General features: G+C 44.9%; 14 protein-coding genes and 1 tRNA gene. 14 read left to right on the top strand and 1 reads right to left on the bottom strand.

The annotated features are described in order from the left end of the window. Nucleotides 1–5: 5 nt before the first annotated feature. Nucleotides 6–2,495, bottom strand: a complete 2,490-nt coding sequence (locus CW735_RS17805; RefSeq protein WP_100973046.1) for a carbohydrate binding family 9 domain-containing protein — start codon at nucleotides 2,493–2,495, stop codon at nucleotides 6–8. A gap of 280 nt (nucleotides 2,496–2,775) precedes the next feature. Here CW735_RS17805 and CW735_RS17800 point away from each other — a divergent pair, with 280 nt between their 5' ends. The 14 genes from CW735_RS17800 (at nucleotide 2,776) to rpsG (ending at nucleotide 20,071) form a co-directional block, all read left to right on the top strand. Further along, a complete protein-coding gene (locus tag CW735_RS17800) occupies nucleotides 2,776–4,617 on the top strand; it encodes an ABC transporter ATP-binding protein (protein WP_071980824.1) in 1,842 nt (613 codons plus the stop codon). A 169-nt stretch (nucleotides 4,618–4,786) separates the two neighbouring features. After that, nucleotides 4,787–4,863 (top strand) — tRNA-Trp (locus CW735_RS17795). 57 nt (nucleotides 4,864–4,920) lie between these two features. Beyond that, nucleotides 4,921–5,298 (top strand): preprotein translocase subunit SecE, encoded by a 378-nt coding sequence (secE, locus tag CW735_RS17790; RefSeq protein ID WP_071980823.1) that lies wholly within the window; start codon nucleotides 4,921–4,923, stop codon nucleotides 5,296–5,298. A 4-nt stretch (nucleotides 5,299–5,302) separates the two neighbouring features. Next, a complete protein-coding gene (gene nusG, locus CW735_RS17785; protein ID WP_071980822.1) occupies nucleotides 5,303–5,851 on the top strand; it encodes a transcription termination/antitermination protein NusG in 549 nt (182 codons plus the stop codon). Nucleotides 5,852–6,107: 256 nt separating this feature from the next. Continuing rightward, on the top strand, nucleotides 6,108–6,578 hold the full coding sequence (locus CW735_RS17780) for a methanogen output domain 1-containing protein (protein WP_083595326.1): 471 nt from the start codon (nucleotides 6,108–6,110) through the stop codon (nucleotides 6,576–6,578). After that, a complete protein-coding gene (locus CW735_RS17775; protein WP_100973045.1) occupies nucleotides 6,568–7,578 on the top strand; it encodes a GGDEF domain-containing protein in 1,011 nt (336 codons plus the stop codon). Before CW735_RS17780 ends, CW735_RS17775 begins: the two co-directional genes overlap by 11 nt. A 273-nt stretch (nucleotides 7,579–7,851) precedes the next feature. Next, complete coding sequence (gene rplK, locus CW735_RS17770; protein ID WP_071980819.1) at nucleotides 7,852–8,280, top strand: 50S ribosomal protein L11; 429 nt, start codon at nucleotides 7,852–7,854, stop codon at nucleotides 8,278–8,280. Between the two features lie 4 nt (nucleotides 8,281–8,284). Next, complete coding sequence (rplA, locus tag CW735_RS17765) at nucleotides 8,285–8,980, top strand: 50S ribosomal protein L1 (RefSeq protein WP_071980818.1); 696 nt, start codon at nucleotides 8,285–8,287, stop codon at nucleotides 8,978–8,980. A gap of 303 nt (nucleotides 8,981–9,283) precedes the next feature. Beyond that, a complete protein-coding gene (gene rplJ, locus CW735_RS17760) occupies nucleotides 9,284–9,802 on the top strand; it encodes a 50S ribosomal protein L10 (RefSeq protein WP_032097751.1) in 519 nt (172 codons plus the stop codon). Nucleotides 9,803–9,859: 57 nt separating this feature from the next. Then, entirely contained in the window at nucleotides 9,860–10,234 is a 375-nt protein-coding gene (rplL, locus tag CW735_RS17755) for a 50S ribosomal protein L7/L12 (RefSeq protein WP_071980817.1), read from the top strand. A 326-nt stretch (nucleotides 10,235–10,560) separates the two neighbouring features. Then, nucleotides 10,561–14,589, top strand: coding sequence for a DNA-directed RNA polymerase subunit beta (gene rpoB, locus CW735_RS17750; RefSeq protein ID WP_083595325.1), 4,029 nt, complete (start codon nucleotides 10,561–10,563; stop codon nucleotides 14,587–14,589). An 81-nt stretch (nucleotides 14,590–14,670) separates the two neighbouring features. Then, nucleotides 14,671–18,843 carry a DNA-directed RNA polymerase subunit beta' gene (gene rpoC, locus CW735_RS17745; RefSeq protein WP_071980815.1) on the top strand — a complete coding sequence of 1,391 codons (4,173 nt, stop codon included), beginning with the start codon at nucleotides 14,671–14,673 and terminating at the stop codon, nucleotides 18,841–18,843. A gap of 308 nt (nucleotides 18,844–19,151) precedes the next feature. Next, nucleotides 19,152–19,526, top strand: a complete 375-nt coding sequence (gene rpsL, locus CW735_RS17740) for a 30S ribosomal protein S12 (RefSeq protein ID WP_071980814.1) — start codon at nucleotides 19,152–19,154, stop codon at nucleotides 19,524–19,526. Nucleotides 19,527–19,600: 74 nt separating this feature from the next. Further along, nucleotides 19,601–20,071, top strand: a complete 471-nt coding sequence (gene rpsG / locus CW735_RS17735; protein ID WP_071980813.1) for a 30S ribosomal protein S7 — start codon at nucleotides 19,601–19,603, stop codon at nucleotides 20,069–20,071. The last annotated feature ends 15 nt before the right edge of the window (nucleotides 20,072–20,086 follow it).

Genomic DNA, 20,086 nt, shown 5'->3' with positions numbered 1-20,086 from the left:
TTCAATTAATAGAGCCAAGCATAGCTAAATTTCATGAAAACAGCTTGCTCTGTGCGAAAAAGCCCTGGCGTATTATCGTCGGCAAATGCTGAGTCACCGTAACCGATAAACAGTCGCGATAAGGGGTTGATCATGTATGAGTAAATCAACTGAGTTCCCATACTGCGTTCTCGAGCGTCCACATCAACAAGATAGTTATTGGTGTTGCGTCTAATGTCTGAGTAAATGAGCGCCAGTCGAATATACTGCTTCGCACTGAATTGATAACTTATTCTAAAATCTGAGAGGTTGGCGGTAAATAGCATCTCATCGTTCACATTAATACGATTGTATTCATGATTTACCGAGGCTTCTAAATGCTCTCCAATATTGAGGCTTATCTGTGGCTCTAATAGTACTTGCTCACCCAAACGATTGTTACGCAGATCAATTCTATCACCAACGCGAATAAAGTTTTCAAAGTAGAGCGTTCTATTGGGGCGTGCCTCAAAATAAAATGAGAACTGTTCTTCAGTGAAGCGCGTTGTATTGCCGTCAATAGCTAAGCTTGCACCATTTTGGCGTAGCCCTACTTGATCTCGCTTTACCCACTGAAAATTAAAGTAAGACTGATAGGCCGCATTGAGTTCTACTTGTGCCTGAACTTCTCTCTCAATAAGTTCGCCGTTATCGTTGTGCGTGATATCCCAGTCACCACCCAACTCGAATCGGTTCCACCAAGCGTTATCCTTCCACCATACCAGACCACCACCGAGTACCGTTTTGTGTCTGTCTACATTACTTTCAAACCCTAAATCTGCTCTAAAATCTGACTGAGTACTTTTCCTATTTGCAATGACATACCATTCTCTTTCTTCATGGCGATAGTCTATTTGATAAGTGCTGCCAGAAAATGCGTCATTTTTGTTGGTTCTTAACGTGGTCTCTGTAAAATCCTCTTCATTCTCGCAACTGCCGCGACAAAACTGCGACGAAAGAGCATCTGGATATTGTGTATCTGAACGCAATGCCTGAACCCGCAAAGTATCGCTAGGCGTAATTTGATAGCGCATGTCTACACCGGTAACAAGGTTGTGATAGTCATCGGCATGCCTGCCTGTAAAAATTGTGCCGAACGACAAGGTATCTGACACATCGAATCGATAGCGTGCGGCAAGGTTGGTACTGCATTGGTCAAGTTGTGCGACACTGGAGCCCAAATTGCCCGGCACTAAAAAAGTGGTGGTTTCATCGTTAGCCACTAGCAAGCCAAACGTGTGGTCGTTTAACCTGCCGGTGAGTTTACTGCCAATATCTGGTGCACCGATATTTCTCGTGTAAACCAAGTCGTATTGGGTACTGAAAAAGTCTGCGTTTTCTACAAAGAAGGGACGTTGTTCAGGAAAGAACAGTGCAAATGGGTTGTTGATGCCAAGCTGACCCGCATCAGCTTCTACCTGCGAAAAGTCTGGGTTTATGGTTGCTTGTAGCAGCATATCAGAGGTAATTCCCCAATTGATATCTACGCCAACCTCTTGGTTGTTACCATACTCCCAGTTTTGAGGACTTGCTGGCGTCCGGCTACGTGCTGCCCCCGTTACACCATAAGGCGTTATTGAAAGATTTTTTCCTTGCTTCGCTTTGCTGAAGCCCTTCATGTTGCCCATTTGACATAAACTGCACGCATTATCTCGGTCAACGGGACGATTTGATATGCGAAGGTTGTTGTTACGCGGATAAAAGCGCACAAACTCCGCGCGCCATTGTTTCGGACCATCAGCATCTAAAAAGTTCATAATGCGAAACGGCAGTGCAATCTCAACCGTGTAACCTTTATTAGTAATCTTGGCTTCAGAATCCCAAATTGCGTTCCAGCTTGCGCTTTCACTGCGGGTCATTTGATTTTCTATAGAATCAATTTGAATGCCGTGAGGATTAACAAAAAACTGATAGGAGAGGCGACTGTCGCCGAAGGTATCAAGTTTAATGCCCACTAAGTCATTATCCCATACGCTATCGCGGTCGCGAAAAAGTGCCCGAATTTCCGACGGATCGTTATCGAAGGCTGTGAAGCCGATATAGATGGTGTCGCCGTTTTCAAATATTCGCGCAACGGTTTCAACGGGAGGCGTGGTATTTTCAAATGGCCGCGTAACCACGTTAAGCGTAACTTCCTGAGCGTGCTGCCACGCAGCGTCGTCGAGAACCCCGTCTAGTGTCACCGTATCTGAAAGGTAGGGCACTACAATAGTTTCTGAATTTGAATCTGAATCTGAATCCTCGCTCATCAACTCATCAGGTTTTGCGCTCTTGGTGGTAACAATTGCCTCGGGGAGAGGCTCATTTGGGCGCTCTTGCTTCTCATCCTGTGGGGTGAAAATGTTGCCGTTTGAATTATCTCGGGCTTTAGCATTCGCATTAGTAATTAGGCAAAGAGATACTAAAACTATCGAGCCAAAACGTCGCAGTAAAGAGTTGTGAGCGCGCACAATTGTGCGGCATTTAGCTATGTCCATATTTAAAAGGTGTTCTTTTTTATCGTTATAATTTTTATCGCAGAAGTATGAAGGATTAGCGCAAATGTCAAAAGAATGTTAATCGTATTTTAATGAGCACTGAACGAAACCTGATTTTATATAGAAAAGGTCTGTATTACTTGATATTCATTGGTTTATTGACAAGGAGTTAATCAATTGAATGAACATATCGTGTAGAATAGCGTACTCACTTCAACAAAAATTGTAACGCTACGCTGTTGCAAGCAGTCGGCGGCTTAATAACACAAAGAGTTTCTGCATGTTTTCTTTTTTTGAAAAGCTCACTCAGCCTTTTCCTGACACACCACCCACACAACCGCCGAAGGGTTTAGTTGCGTTTTGTAAGTATTATACCCAAGGAATGTGGCACATCATTCTAACTGTATCAGTACTGAGCGCCATAGTGGCCATGCTTGAAGTCGCGTTATTTGGCTTTTTGGGCCAGCTTGTTGATTGGTTTTCAGAACAAAGTCGAGAGACCTTTCTAGAAGAGCAAAAGCTAACGCTCATTGGTATGGGCATTACCGTTCTTGTTCTAATTCCGGGCTTTATTTTGCTGCGCTCTTTTTTCTCCCGTCAGTCGTTAATGGGCAATTATCCCATGCGTATACGCTGGCAGGCCCACCGTTACTTGTTGGGTCAAAGCTTAACGTTTTTTCACAACGAGTTTGCTGGGCGAGTGGCTACCAAGGTTATGCAAACAGCGCTTTCGGTAAGAGAAACCGTCACTAAAATGCTCGACTTGCTGGTGTATATCAGCGTGTATTTTATCTCTATGGTGGTACTGGTATTTAGTACTGACTGGCGTTTAGCACTACCACTAGTGGTCTGGTTCTTCGTGTACGTTGGCATATTGCGAGTGTTAGTGCCAAAGCTCAAAGCCGTGTCGCAGAAGCAAGCAGATGCACGCTCGTTAATGACAGGGCGTATAGTAGATAGCTACACCAACATAACTACTGTAAAGCTATTTTCGCACAGTAGACGAGAAGCCGATTACGCCAAAGAGAGCATGGACGGTTTCCTAAAAACTGTTTACCCGCAAATGCGGCTTGTTACGGTGCTCGAGTTTTGTGTCGAGATGGCCAACGCTATTCTTATCTTCACTATTGGTGCTCTGTCCGTCTATTTATGGATGGAGAATATTGCATCGCCAGGTGATATCGCCATTGCGGTGAGTTTGTGTTTGCGCTTAAACGGTATGTCTCACTGGATCATGTGGGAGGTGTCTGGGCTATTTGAAAATTTAGGCACAGTGCAAGATGGTATGAATACCCTCGCGCAACCTGTCGCTGTAAAAGATAAGCCACAAGCAAATGCGCTATCCGTTGGTGGTGGTAACATTCACTTCGATAAAGTGAATTTCTCTTACTCGGGCGCAAATAACAAACCCATCGATGTTTTTAATAACTTGGAACTTGCCATTAAACCTGGTGAAAAGGTTGGGCTGGTGGGGCGCTCTGGTGCGGGCAAATCTACACTGGTCAATCTCCTTATGCGCTTTTATGACACGCAAAGTGGACGCATCACCATCGATGAGCAGGATATTACTGAAGTTGAGCAAGAAACGTTGCGCGCTAAAATAAGCATGGTAACGCAAGACACTTCGCTTATGCATCGTTCGGTTAGAGACAACATTCTATATGGTCGTACAGATGCCAGTGAAGCTGAAATGATCAAAGCAGCTAAACAGGCAGAGGCGCACGATTTTATTTTAACACTTACCGATAATCAGGGGCGCACAGGTTACGATGCCCACGTGGGAGAACGGGGAATAAAATTATCTGGTGGGCAACGTCAGCGAATCGCTATTGCACGGGTGCTGCTAAAAGATGCACCTGTGCTCATTCTGGATGAAGCCACATCTGCACTAGATTCAGAAGTAGAAGCCGCCATTCAAGCATGTCTAGACAAAGTGATGGAAGGGAAGACCGTATTAGCGATAGCGCATCGCCTTTCTACTATTGCGCAAATGGACAGGTTATTAGTGCTTGATAAGGGTCAAATAGTCGAGCAGGGCACTCACAGTGAGTTGATCGCTCACAATGGCATTTATGCAAAGTTATGGGCGCATCAAACCGGTGGCTTCATTGGCGTTGAATAGTCAGTGTAAAATCTGCCTTCAAAGCTAGATGAGAAAAGAATAAAGCGCTTGTATCTTGAAAGTGGTTAAGTATAATACGCGTCCCTCCCTTGCGATACCGCACTTTCCAACGAAAAGACGCACAAATCACAAGGGCAGTGTAAGTAAAATTTAAGAGTGAAAACGCCACAGGGGTGTAGTTCGAATTGGTAGAACAGCGGTCTCCAAAACCGATGGTTGGGGGTTCGAGTCCCTCCACCCCTGCCAGATTATTAACTTGCGCGTGTACGCAAGAAAACGACGCTGTAGTGCTAGGATCGTGACATGAGCGAAAAGACGGAAAATCAGTCCAACGGGTTGGACATGTTTAAATGGGTAGTGGTTTTTGCCCTACTTGCAGGGTTGGTAACCGCCAACACAGTTTACGGTGAAATTTCGGTATTATATCGCGCCATAACAGCGGTAGTGGTTGCTGTGATTGCAGGTTTTATCGCTGCATCTACTCATAAAGGCAGCGCATTTCTAAGCTTTGCCAAAGAGTCGCGCACTGAAGTACGCAAGGTTGTTTGGCCTACACGTCAAGAAGCAAACCAAACGACACTTATCGTTTTGGCAGCAACCTTGGTTATGGCACTTATATTATGGGGACTAGACGGGATTATCGTACGTGTAGTTGGCTTTATTACTGGAATTGGAGCATAAGCGTATGTCTGAAGAAGAAATTAAAAAGAGATGGTACGTAGTACAAGCATATTCTCAGTATGAAGCTCGCGTTAAGAAAACGCTTCTTGAATACATCAAAATGCACAATATGGAAGAGCATTTCGGTCAAATTCTAGTACCCACCGAAGAAGTTGTAGAAATGCGCGCAGGTCAAAAGCGCAAATCAGAGCGTAAGTTCTACCCTGGCTACGTGCTGGTAGAAATGGCAATGAACGAAGAGTCATGGCACTTAGTGAAAAGTGTTCCTCGCGTTCTTGGTTTTATTGGTGGAACGTCTGATAGACCAATGCCAATTACCCAAAAAGAAGCCGACGCCATTTTAAATCGCCTTGAAGAGTCGGTTGACAAGCCTAAGCCTAAGACATTGTTTGAGCCAGGTGAAGTCGTTCGCGTTACCGATGGACCTTTTGCCGACTTTAACGGTGTGGTTGAAGAAGTTGACTATGAAAAGAGCCGCGTAAAAGTATCGGTTCTTATATTCGGTCGTTCAACGCCAGTAGACTTAGAGTTTGGTCAAGTAGAAAAAGGCTAAATTGTAGATATTTTGAAAAGCCCGCATGAGCGGGCTTTTTTGTACCTGTAAATTAAATCCCAAGCTCTGTTTTGTCGTCTGCTGTCATAAAAATCTCCCTATTCCTTATACTCAAAGTTAATTTATTTGCAGATGTGAAGAGATTCGTCTACAACTAAAGTATAATATTTGGTCAAAGGTTAGGGCTATCGATACTTTAGAGCAGCGCATTGCATGCAAACAAATAGATATCGACGTTGCGTCGTTCTATCAGACCATGTTACTCGAACTCGAAAAGCTGATGGAAGATGTCATTGGTACTGAAGAGTCGAAGGGGTTCGTGGGAATTGTTGCCGACCATGTAGGCGCCATGTTTCATGAAAAATACAAATCCCAATTGGGCAGTGACATGGCTTCACCTGAAGTTATCGCTCATGTACTTGTAGATCTGAAACGTCGTATTGGTGGCCAATTCAGTATTTCCAGTATCTCACCCGAGTCAATAATTCTACAAAATTATAAATGTCCATTCGGCACCAATGTGGTTGGTAAAACACCCTTGTGTAATATGACGGCAAATGTGTTTGGTAAAATTGCAGCAACTGAAAGTGGTTATGCCGCTGTCGAATTAGACAAAACAATCGCGAATGGTGATGGGCATTGTCATGTTGTTGTGCATCTAAGGCCACTGAAAGAACGTCGCGATATTGCCCATGAATATTTTGGAGTGAGCTCTGATGGGTATTGAAAAACTCAGTGTAGCATCCATGCTCGCCGGTATTAGAGAAGCCGCAGTTATTACGTGCCTTGATGGCAATATTATTCACTATAATAATCAAATGAAGCGTCGCCTCCCTAATATCGATAATGCCAAGGTAATGACTGAGGTTTTTTCGCTTGCATCAAAAACATTCAATGTTTCTTGCTTCAAAGAGTTTAGCAGTATTGTGAAACGCCGCTCGGGGCTATTTCCAATACGCCTTAAATTTAACGATACGAGATTGAATGATACCTCTACCATACCCGCTTACGTATCAGTGCTTAAGGACGCGGAAAATAATGAGCCAGCCGCACTTATCTACAAATTAGACGAGCATATTGTGCGTTTTAATAACCGGTTGCGACAACTACAGGATGCAAAACGAGCTCATGCAAAGATAGCAAGAGAAGCAAAATTAAAAGCGTCAATGGATTCGTTAACGGGTTTAAAAAACAGACGTTTCGTGCAGTCCTTTTTAGAAATGCAGTGGAAAGCATACACAACAAAAGGTGAAGACACAGTTTTGATCATTTTTGATATAGACTACTTCAAGCAGATAAACGACACTTACGGTCATGCTGCGGGCGATGAGGCGATTAAAGCTTTTGCCAAGTGTTTGCATTCGCAGACAAGACCTTCGGATGTGGTAAGTCGGTGGGGAGGTCAAGAGTTTGTTGTAGTTTTAGCGAATTGTTCATCCACTCAAGCGCGCTTGTATCTCGAGCGGGTAATGACAAGCATTCGTCAGCTTCGCATAAAGTACAAAAATGTAGTTAACGAGCAGACATTGATTTCTATGACTGCTAGCGCAGGGTATTGCCCGTTTTCGCAGGTATCTAGCGTGCAAGAGGCTTTTTCACAGGCCGACCGTGCTCTCTATGAGGCGAAATCTGAAGGAAGGGACCAATACAGAAGAGCATGTCCTGATATTGCGATGAGCGAGTTAACCTCTGCATTCCCTAATTCACGCAGCCAGTTACTGAATTAGCTCTGGGATCTTTGTTTTAACTAAAGCACTGATTTAACCATGCCATTACTATAAATGCATTGCTGTCGGTGTTCCATTACCTACCATTTACTTAATATTTTAGCTGTTACAGTACCTTTTTACCTGAAAGATCGTTTTTTAAGCATTTAGGGACTTGCATAGCAATTAATCAACCCTTATAATGCGCGCCCTTTTAAACGGAAACGGGAAGCCGATTGAGCAAATATTCTCTGTATTTGCGAGGCGTTAGACCCAAACAAGAGAGCATTTAAAATGGCTAAAAAAGTAAGCGGTATTATCAAGCTTCAGGTTGCGGCAGGTGCTGCTAACCCAAGTCCACCAGTTGGTCCTGCACTAGGTCAACACGGTGTGAACATCATGGAATTCTGTAAGGCTTTCAATGCAAAGACTGACAGCCTAGAGAAGGGTGCTCCGGTACCAGTAGAAATTACTGTATACGAAGACCGTTCTTTCACATTCGAAACTAAGACTCCTCCTGCGTCATACCTTCTTAAGAAGGCAGCTGGCATCAAGAGCGGTTCTGGCCGTCCTAACACTGAGAAAGTGGGTAAAGTTACCACCGCTCAGTTAGAAGAGATTGCTAAAACTAAAGAGCCAGACTTAACAGCTGCTGATCTAGAAGCAGCGGTACGCACTATCGCGGGTTCTGCTCGCTCAATGGGCTTGAACGTAGAGGACTAATCGGATGGCTAAATTAACAAAACGCGCTCGTCTAGTACGTGACAAAGTTGACTCAACTAAAGAGTATGAAATCAACGAAGCTGTTGCACTTTTAAAAGAATTAGCGACTGCTAAATTCGCTGAAAGTGTTGACGTTGCTGTAAACCTTGGTATCGACGCTAAGAAATCTGACCAAAACGTTCGTGGTGCTACTGTACTACCTAACGGTACTGGTAAAGACGTGCGCGTTGCGGTATTCACTCAAGGTGCTAATGCAGAAGCTGCTAAAGAAGCAGGTGCTGACGTTGTTGGTATGGAAGACTTAGCTGAACAAGTTAAGAAAGGCGAAATGAACTTTGACGTTGTAGTTGCTAGCCCAGACGCGATGCGCGTAGTTGGTCAACTAGGTCAAATCTTAGGTCCACGTGGCCTAATGCCTAACCCTAAAACAGGTACAGTAACGCCAGACGTTGCTACAGCTGTTAAAAATGCAAAAGCTGGTCAGGTTCGCTACCGCAATGATAAAAACGGTATCATCCACGCTAGCCTAGGTAAGATTGCGTTTGAAGCAAATCAAATTCAAGAAAACCTTGAAGCGCTACTTGAAGCATTGAAGAAAGCTAAGCCTTCTTCTGCGAAAGGTACCTACATCAAGAAGATCAGCCTAAGCACTACAATGGGTGCGGGTGTTGCTCTTGATAAGGCTTCTGTAGGTCTTTAATACTGATGGGCTTGGCCCGTTAGTTCTCTGAAAGGTTATGGGTTGGAGTTGTGTACATAGCAGTGCTAGTAAACAACTCCCGTCCAAGACCGCAGGTGCGGTGTGGTGAAAGAGGTAAGAGAACTTTCACAGTCAACATACTGCTTAATAGAACAACCTGCGCAGACGGTGGTTTGACTCAGACTCTCTGGGATAACAAACACCGTAGAGCGGTACCAAATATGACGTTTGGTATCAATCTGTGAACCCTGACGGCGTGAGTAGTTAATTACAAACAATGTCAGATACAAAGAGGTGAACTCAGTGGCACTAGGTTTAGCAGCAAAAAAAGAGATCGTAGCAGAGGTATCTGAAGTTGCGTCTCGCGCTCTATCCGTTGCCGTCGCTGAATACCGTGGGATGGAAGTTGCAGAACTGACTGACCTTCGCATAAAAGCTCGTGAGCAAGGCGTATACCTAAAGGTTGTACGTAACACACTAGCTAAGCGTGCATTGGCAGACAGTAAATTTGCAGACTTGGAAAGCGCACTTACAGGTCCGCTTATCTATGGTTTCTCTATCGACGCACCAGGCGGTGCGGCACGTCTTTTCAAAGACTTCGGTAAGACTAACGATAAGCTTAACGTAACAGCACTTTCAATTGGTAGTGGTCTACTTGGTCCAGAGAAATTGGACGCGGTTGCTTCACTTCCAACTCGCGACGAAGCGCTTGCACGTCTACTTGCAACCTTCAAAGCACCAGTTGGGAAATTCGTTCAAACAATCAACGAAGTTCCTGGCAAGTTTGTGCGCGTATTGGCGGCGATCAAAGACGAGAAGTAATTTTCGTTTTTGGCATATTGATTTTTTTAACATTAAAAACCCAGGAGTTTAGAGAACATGGCTCTAACTAAAGAAGATATTTTAAACGCGATTGCTGAAATGCCAGTTATGGAATTGGTTGAGCTAATCGAAGCAGCTGAAGAAAAATTCAACGTATCTGCTGCAGCTGTTGCTGTTGCTGGTCCTGCTGCAGCTGGTGAAGCTGCTGCTGTTGAAGAGAAAACTGAATTTGACGTTGTAATGACTTCATTCGGTGGCAACAAAGTTGCGGTTATCAAAGCAGTTCGCGGCGCGACTGGCCTAGGTCTTAAAGAAGCTAAAGAAGTAGTTGAGTCTGCTCCTAAAGCTATCAAAGAAGGCGTAAGCAAAGAAGAAGCTGAAGAACTTAAAGCGGCACTTACTGAAGCTGGCGCTGAAGTTGAAATCAAGTAATCTGATTTGATCAGATTATTTGCCTGAGACGGCAAGGCTGGTGGTTTTTTGAACCACCAGCCTTTTTGCGCTGTATAGTGTGTAGAATATAACCCTTATCTACATTTCACTAGGCGCACATCGGTCAACACCGTTAAAAGCATAAAAATCCAACAACTTAACTAATAATTGGTTAAAATTTGTTGTATGCTGGTGAACTTGCCCGACTTAGGGTTGTGGAAGTTTGTTGCTTATTGCGCCATTTGAAACGCAGCTTTTAGCCCATAGCACGCGTTTTAAAGCATTTAGCAGCAGGTTGGGTCATAAATCAGCAGGCTGAGGAACCCATGGTTTACTCTTATAGCGAAAAGAAACGTATCCGTAAGGATTTTGGCAAACGCCCACAGGTATTGGAAATTCCATACCTTCTTTCAATTCAGCTTGATTCTTTCAAAAAGTTTATTGAGATCGACGCCGATGCTCAATACGGTTTGGAAGCAGCATTTCGTTCCGTTTTTCCAATTAAAAGTTACTCAGGTAATTCAGAGCTTCAATATGTAAGCTACCGCCTGGGAGAGCCAGTATTTGATGTTAAAGAATGTCAGATACGCGGTGTAACTTTCTCTGCTCCGTTAAGAGTAAAACTACGGTTAGTATTGTTTGACAAAGACGCAGCCCCAGGTACCGTAAAAGATATTAAAGAACAAGAAGTGTACATGGGAGAAATCCCATTGATGACAGAGAACGGTACGTTCGTTATCAATGGTACAGAGCGTGTAATTGTGTCACAACTACACCGTTCACCTGGTGTGTTCTTTGACCACGACAAGGGTAAAACCCACTCGTCTGGTAAAGTACTTTATAACGCGCGCGTCATTCCTTACCGTGGCTCTTGGTTAGACTTTGAGTTTGACCCTAAAGATAACTTGTTCGTGCGTATCGACCGTCGTCGTAAACTGCCGGCAACTATTATCTTGCGCGCATTGGAAATGACGTCAGAAGAAATCTTAGATACATTCTTCGACAAAGTTAATATCCGCATTGATAAAGACCGTCTAATGATGGAAGTGAAGCCTGATCGCCTACGTGGTGAGACAGCAGCTTTCGACATTATTGACAGTGATGGCAATGTGGTTGTTGAAACAGGCCGTCGTATCTCTGCTCGTCATACACGTGCACTAGAAAAGTCTGGTTTAACAGAGCTAGAAGTACCTGCCGATTATCTCATCGGTCGAGTATTTGCTGCTACTTATGTAAACGAAGACACGGGCGAAGTTATTGTTAGTGCAAACGACGAGCTTGCACTAGAGAACTTAGCTGAGCTTAGCCAAGCTGGTATTAAAGAATTTGAAACTCTTTATATCAACGAGCTTGATCACGGGTCATACATTTCAGATACGCTACGTATAGACTCTTCAACAAACCGCCTAGAGGCGCTTGTTGAAATTTACCGTATGATGCGTCCTGGTGAGCCACCAACGAAAGATGCTGCTGAAACCTTATTCGAGAACTTATTCTTCTCTGAAGAGCGTTATGATCTTTCTTCAGTGGGTCGCATGAAGTTCAACCGTCGTTTAGGCCGCGAAGAACTTATTGGTTCTGGTACGCTTGCCAAAGAAGACATTATTGCTGTTATGAAACAGTTAATAACAATTCGTGACGGTAAGGACGAAGTTGATGACATCGATCACCTAGGTAACCGCCGTATTCGTTCGGTTGGTGAAATGGCTGAGAACCAATTCCGCGTTGGTCTCGTGCGTGTAGAACGTGCAGTTAAAGAGCGTCTAAGCTTAGGCGACCTAGACAACGTAATGCCACAAGATCTTATTAACGCCAAGCCTATCTCGGCAGCGGTGAAAGAGTTCTTCGGTTCGTCGCAATTGTCACAGTTCATGGACCAAAACAACCCGCTATCAGAAGTTACGCATAAGCGTCGTATTTCTGCATTAGGTCCGGGTGGTCTTACTCGTGAACGTGCTGGCTTCGAAGTTCGAGACGTACACCCAACTCACTATGGTCGTTTGTGTCCAATCGAAACGCCGGAAGGTCCAAACATCGGTCTAATTAACTCATTAGCGAGCTTCGCGCGCACTAATGACTTTGGTTTCTTAGAAACACCTTTCCGTCGCATTGTTGACGGTGTTGTTACCGATGAAATCGATTATTTATCTGCAATTGAAGAAGGCCAATTCGCGATTGCTCAGGCTAACATTGCGTTATCTGAAGCAGGTGAGTTGGTAGACGACCTTATTCCATGTCGTCACCGTGGTGAAACAACCTTGATGCCAAAAGAAGACATCAAATACATGGACGTTTCTCCACAGCAAATCGTATCAATTGCGGCAAGTATAATTCCATTCCTAGAACACGATGATGCAAACCGTGCACTTATGGGTGCCAACATGCAACGTCAGGCTGTTCCTACATTACGTGCTGATAAGCCGTTAGTAGGTACGGGTATGGAAAGAACTATTGCAGTAGATTCTGGTGTAACGGTTGTCGCTAAACGCGGTGGTACAGTTGATTACGTAGATGCGAGCCGCATTGTAATCAAGGTTGCCGAAGATGAGATGCTTCCAGGTGAAGCAGGTATCGATATCTACAACCTGACTAAATACACTCGCTCTAACCAAAACACCTGTATTAATCAGCGCCCTACGTGTAACGTTGGCGACCCGATTGTCACTGGTGACGTGCTAGCCGATGGTCCTTCAACAGACCTTGGTGACCTTGCACTTGGTCAGAACATGCGTATCGCGTTCATGCCTTGGAATGGTTACAACTTTGAGGATTCAATCCTTATTTCTGAGCGAGTTGCTCAGGAAGACCGTTTCACTACTATTCACATTCAAGAGCTAAGCTGTATTGCTCGTGATACTAAGCTTGGGCCAGAAGAAATTTCTTCTGATATTCCAAACGTAGGTGAGTCTGCGCTAAGCAAGCTTGATGAATCAGGTGTTGTTTACATCGGTGCGGAAGTGAAAGGCGGCGACATCCTAGTAGGTAAAGTAACACCGAAAGGTGAAACTCAGCTTACTCCGGAAGAAAAACTTTTAAGAGCTATCTTTGGTGAGAAAGCGTCTGACGTTAAAGATACGTCTCTCCGTGTACCTAACTCAGTTCACGGTACGGTTATCGATGTTCAAGTATTTACCCGCGACGGTGTAGAGAAAGATAAGCGTGCGCTTGAAATTGAAGATATGCAGCTTCGTCAGGTTAAGAAAGACCTTACTGATGAATTTGAAATCCTTGCGGACGGCATTTTTGCACGTGCTCAAACTGCGCTAACTCGTGCTGGCGTTGAACAAGCGAAGCTTGACAGCCTACCACGCGAAAAGTGGTTTGAAATTGCACTTAACAGCGAAGATGCACAGTTAGAGCTTGACCAAATTGCTGAACAGCATGCTGAAATCAAAGCTGACTTCGATAAGAAGTTTGAAACTAAGCGTCGTAAGATAACGCAAGGCGATGATTTAGCGCCTGGTGTACTTAAGATAGTTAAGGTTTACCTAGCGGTTAAACGCCACATCCAACCGGGTGATAAAATGGCGGGACGTCACGGTAACAAGGGTGTTATCTCTACTATTCAACCAGTAGAAGATATGCCATACGATGAGCACGGTACGCCGGTAGACATCGTACTTAACCCACTTGGTGTACCATCTCGTATGAACATCGGTCAGATCCTTGAGACTCACTTGGGCATGGCTGCTCACGGTCTTGGGGTTAAAATTGACCGCATGATTAAAGAGCAGCGCGAGCTAGCCGAAATGCGTGATTTCTTGAAGAAAGTTTACGAACTAGGTGAAAATCACCAAGAAGTAGACATTGATAGCTTCACAGATCACGAAGTTCGTCGCTTAGCGGAAAACCTTCGTAAGGGTGTTCCAGTAGCAACACCTGTATTCGATGGTGCTCGCGAGTCTGAAATCAAGGAAATGCTGAAGCTTGCTGATATTCCAGAAAGCGGTCAGATTACCTTGTTCGACGGTCGTACTGGTAATTCATTCGAGCGACCTGTTACGGTTGGTTACATGTACATGCTGAAACTGAACCACTTAGTAGACGACAAGATGCACGCGCGTTCTACTGGTTCATACAGCCTTGTTACGCAGCAGCCTCTTGGTGGTAAAGCACAGTTTGGTGGTCAGCGCTTCGGTGAGATGGAAGTGTGGGCACTTGAAGCTTACGGTGCGGCATATACCCTGCAGGAAATGCTTACTGTTAAGTCGGATGACGTTAACGGACGTACTAAGATGTACAAGAACATCGTCGATGGCGACCACAGAATGGAGCCTGGTATGCCAGAATCCTTCAACGTATTACTTAAAGAAATTCGCTCGTTGGGTATCAACATCGAGCTTGAAGAGAAGTAATACGGCAATTGCCGCGTAATGTTATGAGATGACCCGGTGCTTGCACCGGGTTCTAGAGACTGACTCCGCTGGGAGAGTAATGTGAAAGACTTATTAAAGTTTCTAAAGCAACAACACAAGGCCGAAGAGTTCGATAATATTCGAATCGGTCTGTCTTCACCTGACATGATTCGTTCATGGTCATTTGGTGAAGTGAAGAAGCCTGAGACTATCAACTATCGTACGTTCAAGCCTGAGCGTGACGGTTTATTCTGTGCCCGTATCTTCGGACCGGTAAAAGACTACGAGTGTTTGTGCGGTAAGTACAAGCGTCTTAAGCACCGTGGTGTTATCTGTGAGAAGTGTGGCGTAGAAGTGACACTGACTAAAGTTCGTCGTGAGCGTATGGGGCACATCGAGCTAGCAAGTCCTGTAGCACACATTTGGTTCCTTAAATCGCTACCGTCACGTATCGGCCTAATGCTTGATATGACGCTTCGCGATATCGAACGCGTGCTTTACTTTGAATCATATGTTGTGACCGAGCCGGGTTTAACAACACTTGAGCGCGGACAACTTCTAAACGAAGAAGATTACCTTGATTCATTAGAAGAACACGGCGACGAATTCGAAGCGAAAATGGGTGCAGAAGCAGTATTCGACCTGCTAACCGTACTTGACGTTGACGCCGACGTTGCAGCGATGCGTGAAGAGTTACCTTCAATCAACTCTGAAACAAAGCGTAAGAAAATCACCAAGCGCCTTAAGTTGCTTGAGTCATTCCAGCAGTCTGGTAATAAGCCAGAGTGGATGATCATGACAGTACTTCCAGTATTGCCACCCGATCTTCGCCCTCTTGTACCACTAGATGGCGGTCGATTCGCAACATCTGATTTGAACGACCTTTATCGTCGTGTAATCAACCGTAATAACCGTCTTAAGCGTCTTCTAGACCTTGCTGCTCCAGACATTATCGTGCGCAACGAAAAGCGTATGTTACAAGAGTCTGTTGATGCACTTCTAGATAACGGACGTCGCGGTCGTGCGATTACCGGTTCTAACAAGCGTCCACTTAAGTCGCTTGCAGACATGATTAAAGGTAAGCAGGGTCGTTTCCGTCAAAACCTTCTTGGTAAGCGTGTTGACTACTCTGGCCGTTCTGTAATTACCGTTGGTCCAACACTTCGCCTTCACCAGTGTGGTCTTCCTAAGAAGATGGCACTAGAGCTATTTAAGCCGTTTATTTACGGTAAGCTTGAAGGACGTGGTCTTGCAACAACAATCAAAGCTGCTAAGAAGCTAGTAGAGCGCGAAGCACCAGAGGTTTGGGACGTACTAGATGACGTTATCCGCGAACACCCTGTATTGCTTAACCGTGCACCAACACTTCACCGTTTGGGTATCCAGGCATTCGAACCAACACTTATTGAAGGTAAAGCGATTCAGCTTCACCCGTTAGTGTGTGCGGCGTACAACGCCGACTTCGATGGTGACCAAATGGCGGTACACGTTCCGTTGACAATCGAAGCTCAGCTTGAAGCACGCGCACTAATGATGTCGACGAATAACATTCTGTCACCTGCTAACGGTGAGCCAATTATCGTTCCTTCACAGGACGTTGTATTGGGTCTTTATTACCTTACGCGTGACAAAGTAAACGGCCTAGGCGAAGGCATGGTATTTACCAGCCCGAACGAAGCAGAAAAAGCATACCGCACAGGTAATGCTGAGCTTCATTCTCGCGTTAAAGTACGTATTACAGAATATGACATTGATGAAGACGGCAATAAAACAGAGAAAGTAACGCTAACGCAAACCACGGTTGGTCGTGCAATTTTCTCATTGATCCTTCCTAAGGGTCTTCCGTTTGAAATCATCAACCAGCCTATGGGCAAGAAGCAAATTTCAAGACTATTGAATGCTTGTTACCGTACGCTTGGTCTAAAAGACACCGTTATTGCGGCTGACCAAATCATGTATACCGGCTTCCACTACGCGATGATCGCGGGTGCGTCTGTTGGTATTGACGATATGGTAATCCCTGAAGCGAAGAAAGAAATCGTTGACGCTGCTGAAGCAGAAGTTATCGAGATTCAGGAACAGTTCCAAAACGGTCTAGTAACAGCCGGTGAGCGTTACAACAAAGTTATTGATATCTGGTCAAATGCCAACGAAAAAGTTGCTAAGGCCATGATGGATAACCTTAAGACTGACATCGTAATCAACCGCGATGGCGAGGAAGAAGAGCAATCATCATTTAACTCTGTTTATATGATGGCCGACTCGGGTGCTCGTGGTAGTGCCGCTCAGATTCGTCAGCTAGCTGGTATGCGTGGTCTGATGGCTAAACCAGATGGTTCAATCATCGAAACACCCATCACAGCAAACTTCCGTGAAGGTCTTAACGTTCTTCAGTACTTCATCTCAACGCACGGTGCGCGTAAAGGTCTTGCCGATACAGCACTTAAGACAGCGAACTCGGGTTACCTAACTCGTCGTCTTGTAGATGTTGCACAAGATTTGGTTATCACTAACGATGATTGTGGCACATTCGAAGGTGTGACAATGACACCGCTGATCGAAGGTGGTGATGTTGTTGAACCGCTTCGCGAGCGTGTTCTTGGTCGTGTGGTAGCAGAAGATGTAATCAAGCCTGGTACAGACGAGGTGTTGGTTGAGCGTAATGTACTGCTAGACGAAGCGCTAGTAGACATGCTTGAAGCTAACTCGGTTGACCAAATTCAGGTACGCTCGGTTATCACATGTGATAACGACTTTGGTGTATGTGCTAACTGTTACGGTCGTGACCTTGCTCGCGGACACATGGTTGGTAGTGGTGAGTCGGTTGGTGTTATTGCAGCACAATCAATCGGTGAACCTGGTACACAGCTTACCATGCGTACCTTCCACATTGGTGGTGCGGCATCACGAGCGTCTGCAGAAAACAGCGTTCAGGTTAAAACAGCGGGTAGCCTTAAGCTACACAATGAAAAATCTGTACGTAACTCTGACGGCAAAGTGGTTATTGTTTCTCGTTCAACAGAGCTTACTGTTATCGATGAACAAGGTCGTGAGAAAGAACGCTATAAAGTGCCTTACGGCGCAGTACTTAGTGTTGATGACGGTGCGAAGATTGCAGCTGGCGACGTTGTTGCTAACTGGGACCCGCATAGTCACCCTATCGTTACTGAACGCGCAGCGAAAATTAGCTTCGCGGACATCGACGACACTAATACAGAAATGCAGCAAGATGAGCTTACTGGTCTAACGCGTATTGTTGTTAAAGATTTAACAAAAGCAAACGCCAAAGAGCCTAAGCTAATTCTTGAAAGTGATGAGTTCGGTCTTCAAGAAATTCGTCTTCCAAGCTTCACTACCATTGAAGCGAAAGAAGGCAAAGTGGCTAACGAAGGTGACGTGCTAGCGCGTATTCCTCAGGAAAGCTCGAAGACACGTGACATCACGGGTGGTCTACCAAGAGTTGCTGACTTATTCGAAGCACGTAAACCTAAAGAGCCTGCTATTCTTGCAGAAATCTCAGGTACTATCGGTTTCGGTAAAGAGACTAAAGGTAAGAAGCGCCTAGTAATTACGCCTGCTGAGGGTGATGCATACGAAGAGATGATTCCAAAGTGGCGTCAGCTTAACGTGTTTGAAGGTGAGAAAGTGGAAAAAGGCGAAGTTATCGCCGACGGTCCAGAGTCTCCACACGACATTCTACGTCTTCGCGGTATCTCTGCAGTAGCGAACTACATCGTGAACGAAGTACAGGAAGTTTACCGTCTACAGGGTGTTAAGATTAACGATAAGCACATCGAAGTTGTTATTCGTCAGATGCTGCGTAAGTGTGTTATCACTCACCCAGGCGATACTCAGTTCCTAGAAGGCGAGCAAGTAGAAGTTTCTAACGTGAAAGTGGCCAACCGTGAAATAGAAAAACACGGTAAGATTCCAGCGCAGTACGAAACACAGCTGCTTGGTATCACTAAGGCGTCACTGTCTACTGAGTCATTTATCTCAGCAGCGTCTTTCCAAGAAACAACTCGCGTTCTTACTGAAGCAGCGGTTCAAGGTAAAGAAGATGACCTACGCGGTCTGAAAGAAAACGTAATTGTTGGACGACTCATTCCAGCGGGTACGGGTTTCGCCTACCATGAACGCCGCGCTCAACAGCGTAAAGAGCAAATCGAAGAAATGTCAGTATCTGCTGCAGATGCGGAACAGGCATTGACCGAAGCGCTTAACGCTGGTGCAGACGACGATTCGGCCGAATAAGGCATGATCATAGGAGCGCGTTAACGTGCTCCTAACATAATGGCAGCTCAAGCTGACAGATTTTAAGAATATTAAGTGCTTAGAGTTTGTACAGCTTGACAGTCAGGGCGATGATCATTAATATTCCGCGACCCGATTTTGGATAGCCCCGAAAAGGCTCGATAAACGGTCGCGGTTTTTTGTATCAAAGCTCAGTAAATATTGACGAGCACAATATTTACAACAAAGGGCGACAAAGAAAAAGTCGCATTAATATGGACCCAATCACAGTGATTGGGTTTTCGTAGTTTTTAATCAGGAGCTAGTTAATGGCAACAGTTAACCAGTTAGTGCGCAAGCCACGCAGAAAGCCCGTTGAAAAAAGCAACGTAGCTGCACTGCAAGCTTGTCCACAGAGACGTGGTGTATGTACTCGTGTATATACAACTACGCCAAAGAAACCAAACTCTGCACTACGTAAAGTATGTCGTGTGCGTCTAACTAACGGTTTTGAAGTTTCTTCATACATCGGTGGTGAAGGTCACAACCTACAAGAGCACAGTGTAGTACTTATCCGTGGTGGTCGTGTTAAAGATTTACCAGGTGTTCGTTATCACACAGTTCGCGGTACTTTGGACTGCGCAGGTGTAAACGATCGTAAGCAAGCCCGTTCTAAGTACGGCGCGAAAAGGCCTAAGTCTTAACGGTTCTCCGTTAGTAAGGCCAAACTGAAGTTTAAGAGTTTTGGGTATTCCCTGAATTCATACGGAGAATAGAAATGCCAAGAAGAAGAGTCGTAGGTCAACGTAAAATCCTACCAGAGCCAAAATTTGGTTCACAACTGCTTGCTAAATTCATGAATGTCGTAATGCTCGACGGCAAGAAGTCAGTCGCTGAAAAAATCGTTTACGGTGCGCTAGATATTGTTGCTGAAAAAACCAACAAAGCACACCTTGATGTATTCGAAGAAGCTCTTGATAACATCCGCCCTACGGTAGAGGTTAAATCTCGTCGTGTTGGTGGTTCAACTTATCAGGTTCCAGTAGAAGTACGTCCAGTTCGTCGTAATGCACTAGGTATGCGTTGGATGGTTGATGCTGCACGTAAACGTGGCGAAAAGTCTATGGCACAACGCCTAGCGGCTGAGATGTTAGACGCAGCAGAAAATAAAGGTTCAGCGGTTAAGAAACGTGAAGACGTTCACCGTATGGCCGAAGCAAACAAAGCGTTTGCTCACTACCGTTGGTAATCAACGTTATTTAAC

Origin of the sequence: Alteromonas sp. MB-3u-76, assembly GCF_002831605.1 — a bacterium.
GTDB classification, from domain to species: domain Bacteria; phylum Pseudomonadota; class Gammaproteobacteria; order Enterobacterales; family Alteromonadaceae; genus Alteromonas; species Alteromonas hispanica.
This window is presented reverse-complemented; position numbering and strand designations above follow the sequence as displayed.

Excerpts from the sequence above, each read along its gene's own strand:
- CW735_RS17805 (WP_100973046.1), bottom strand. The coding sequence starts at position 2,495 with ATGGACATAGCTAAATGCCGCACAATTGTGCGCGCTCACAACTCTTTA.
- CW735_RS17800 (WP_071980824.1), top strand. The coding sequence starts at position 2,776 with ATGTTTTCTTTTTTTGAAAAGCTCACTCAGCCTTTTCCTGACACACCA.
- secE (WP_071980823.1), top strand. The coding sequence starts at position 4,921 with ATGAGCGAAAAGACGGAAAATCAGTCCAACGGGTTGGACATGTTTAAA.
- nusG (WP_071980822.1), top strand. The coding sequence starts at position 5,303 with ATGTCTGAAGAAGAAATTAAAAAGAGATGGTACGTAGTACAAGCATAT.
- CW735_RS17780 (WP_083595326.1), top strand. The coding sequence starts at position 6,108 with ATGTTACTCGAACTCGAAAAGCTGATGGAAGATGTCATTGGTACTGAA.
- CW735_RS17775 (WP_100973045.1), top strand. The coding sequence starts at position 6,568 with ATGGGTATTGAAAAACTCAGTGTAGCATCCATGCTCGCCGGTATTAGA.
- rplK (WP_071980819.1), top strand. The coding sequence starts at position 7,852 with ATGGCTAAAAAAGTAAGCGGTATTATCAAGCTTCAGGTTGCGGCAGGT.
- rplA (WP_071980818.1), top strand. The coding sequence starts at position 8,285 with ATGGCTAAATTAACAAAACGCGCTCGTCTAGTACGTGACAAAGTTGAC.
- rplL (WP_071980817.1), top strand. The coding sequence starts at position 9,860 with ATGGCTCTAACTAAAGAAGATATTTTAAACGCGATTGCTGAAATGCCA.
- rpoB (WP_083595325.1), top strand. The coding sequence starts at position 10,561 with ATGGTTTACTCTTATAGCGAAAAGAAACGTATCCGTAAGGATTTTGGC.
- rpsL (WP_071980814.1), top strand. The coding sequence starts at position 19,152 with ATGGCAACAGTTAACCAGTTAGTGCGCAAGCCACGCAGAAAGCCCGTT.
- rpsG (WP_071980813.1), top strand. The coding sequence starts at position 19,601 with ATGCCAAGAAGAAGAGTCGTAGGTCAACGTAAAATCCTACCAGAGCCA.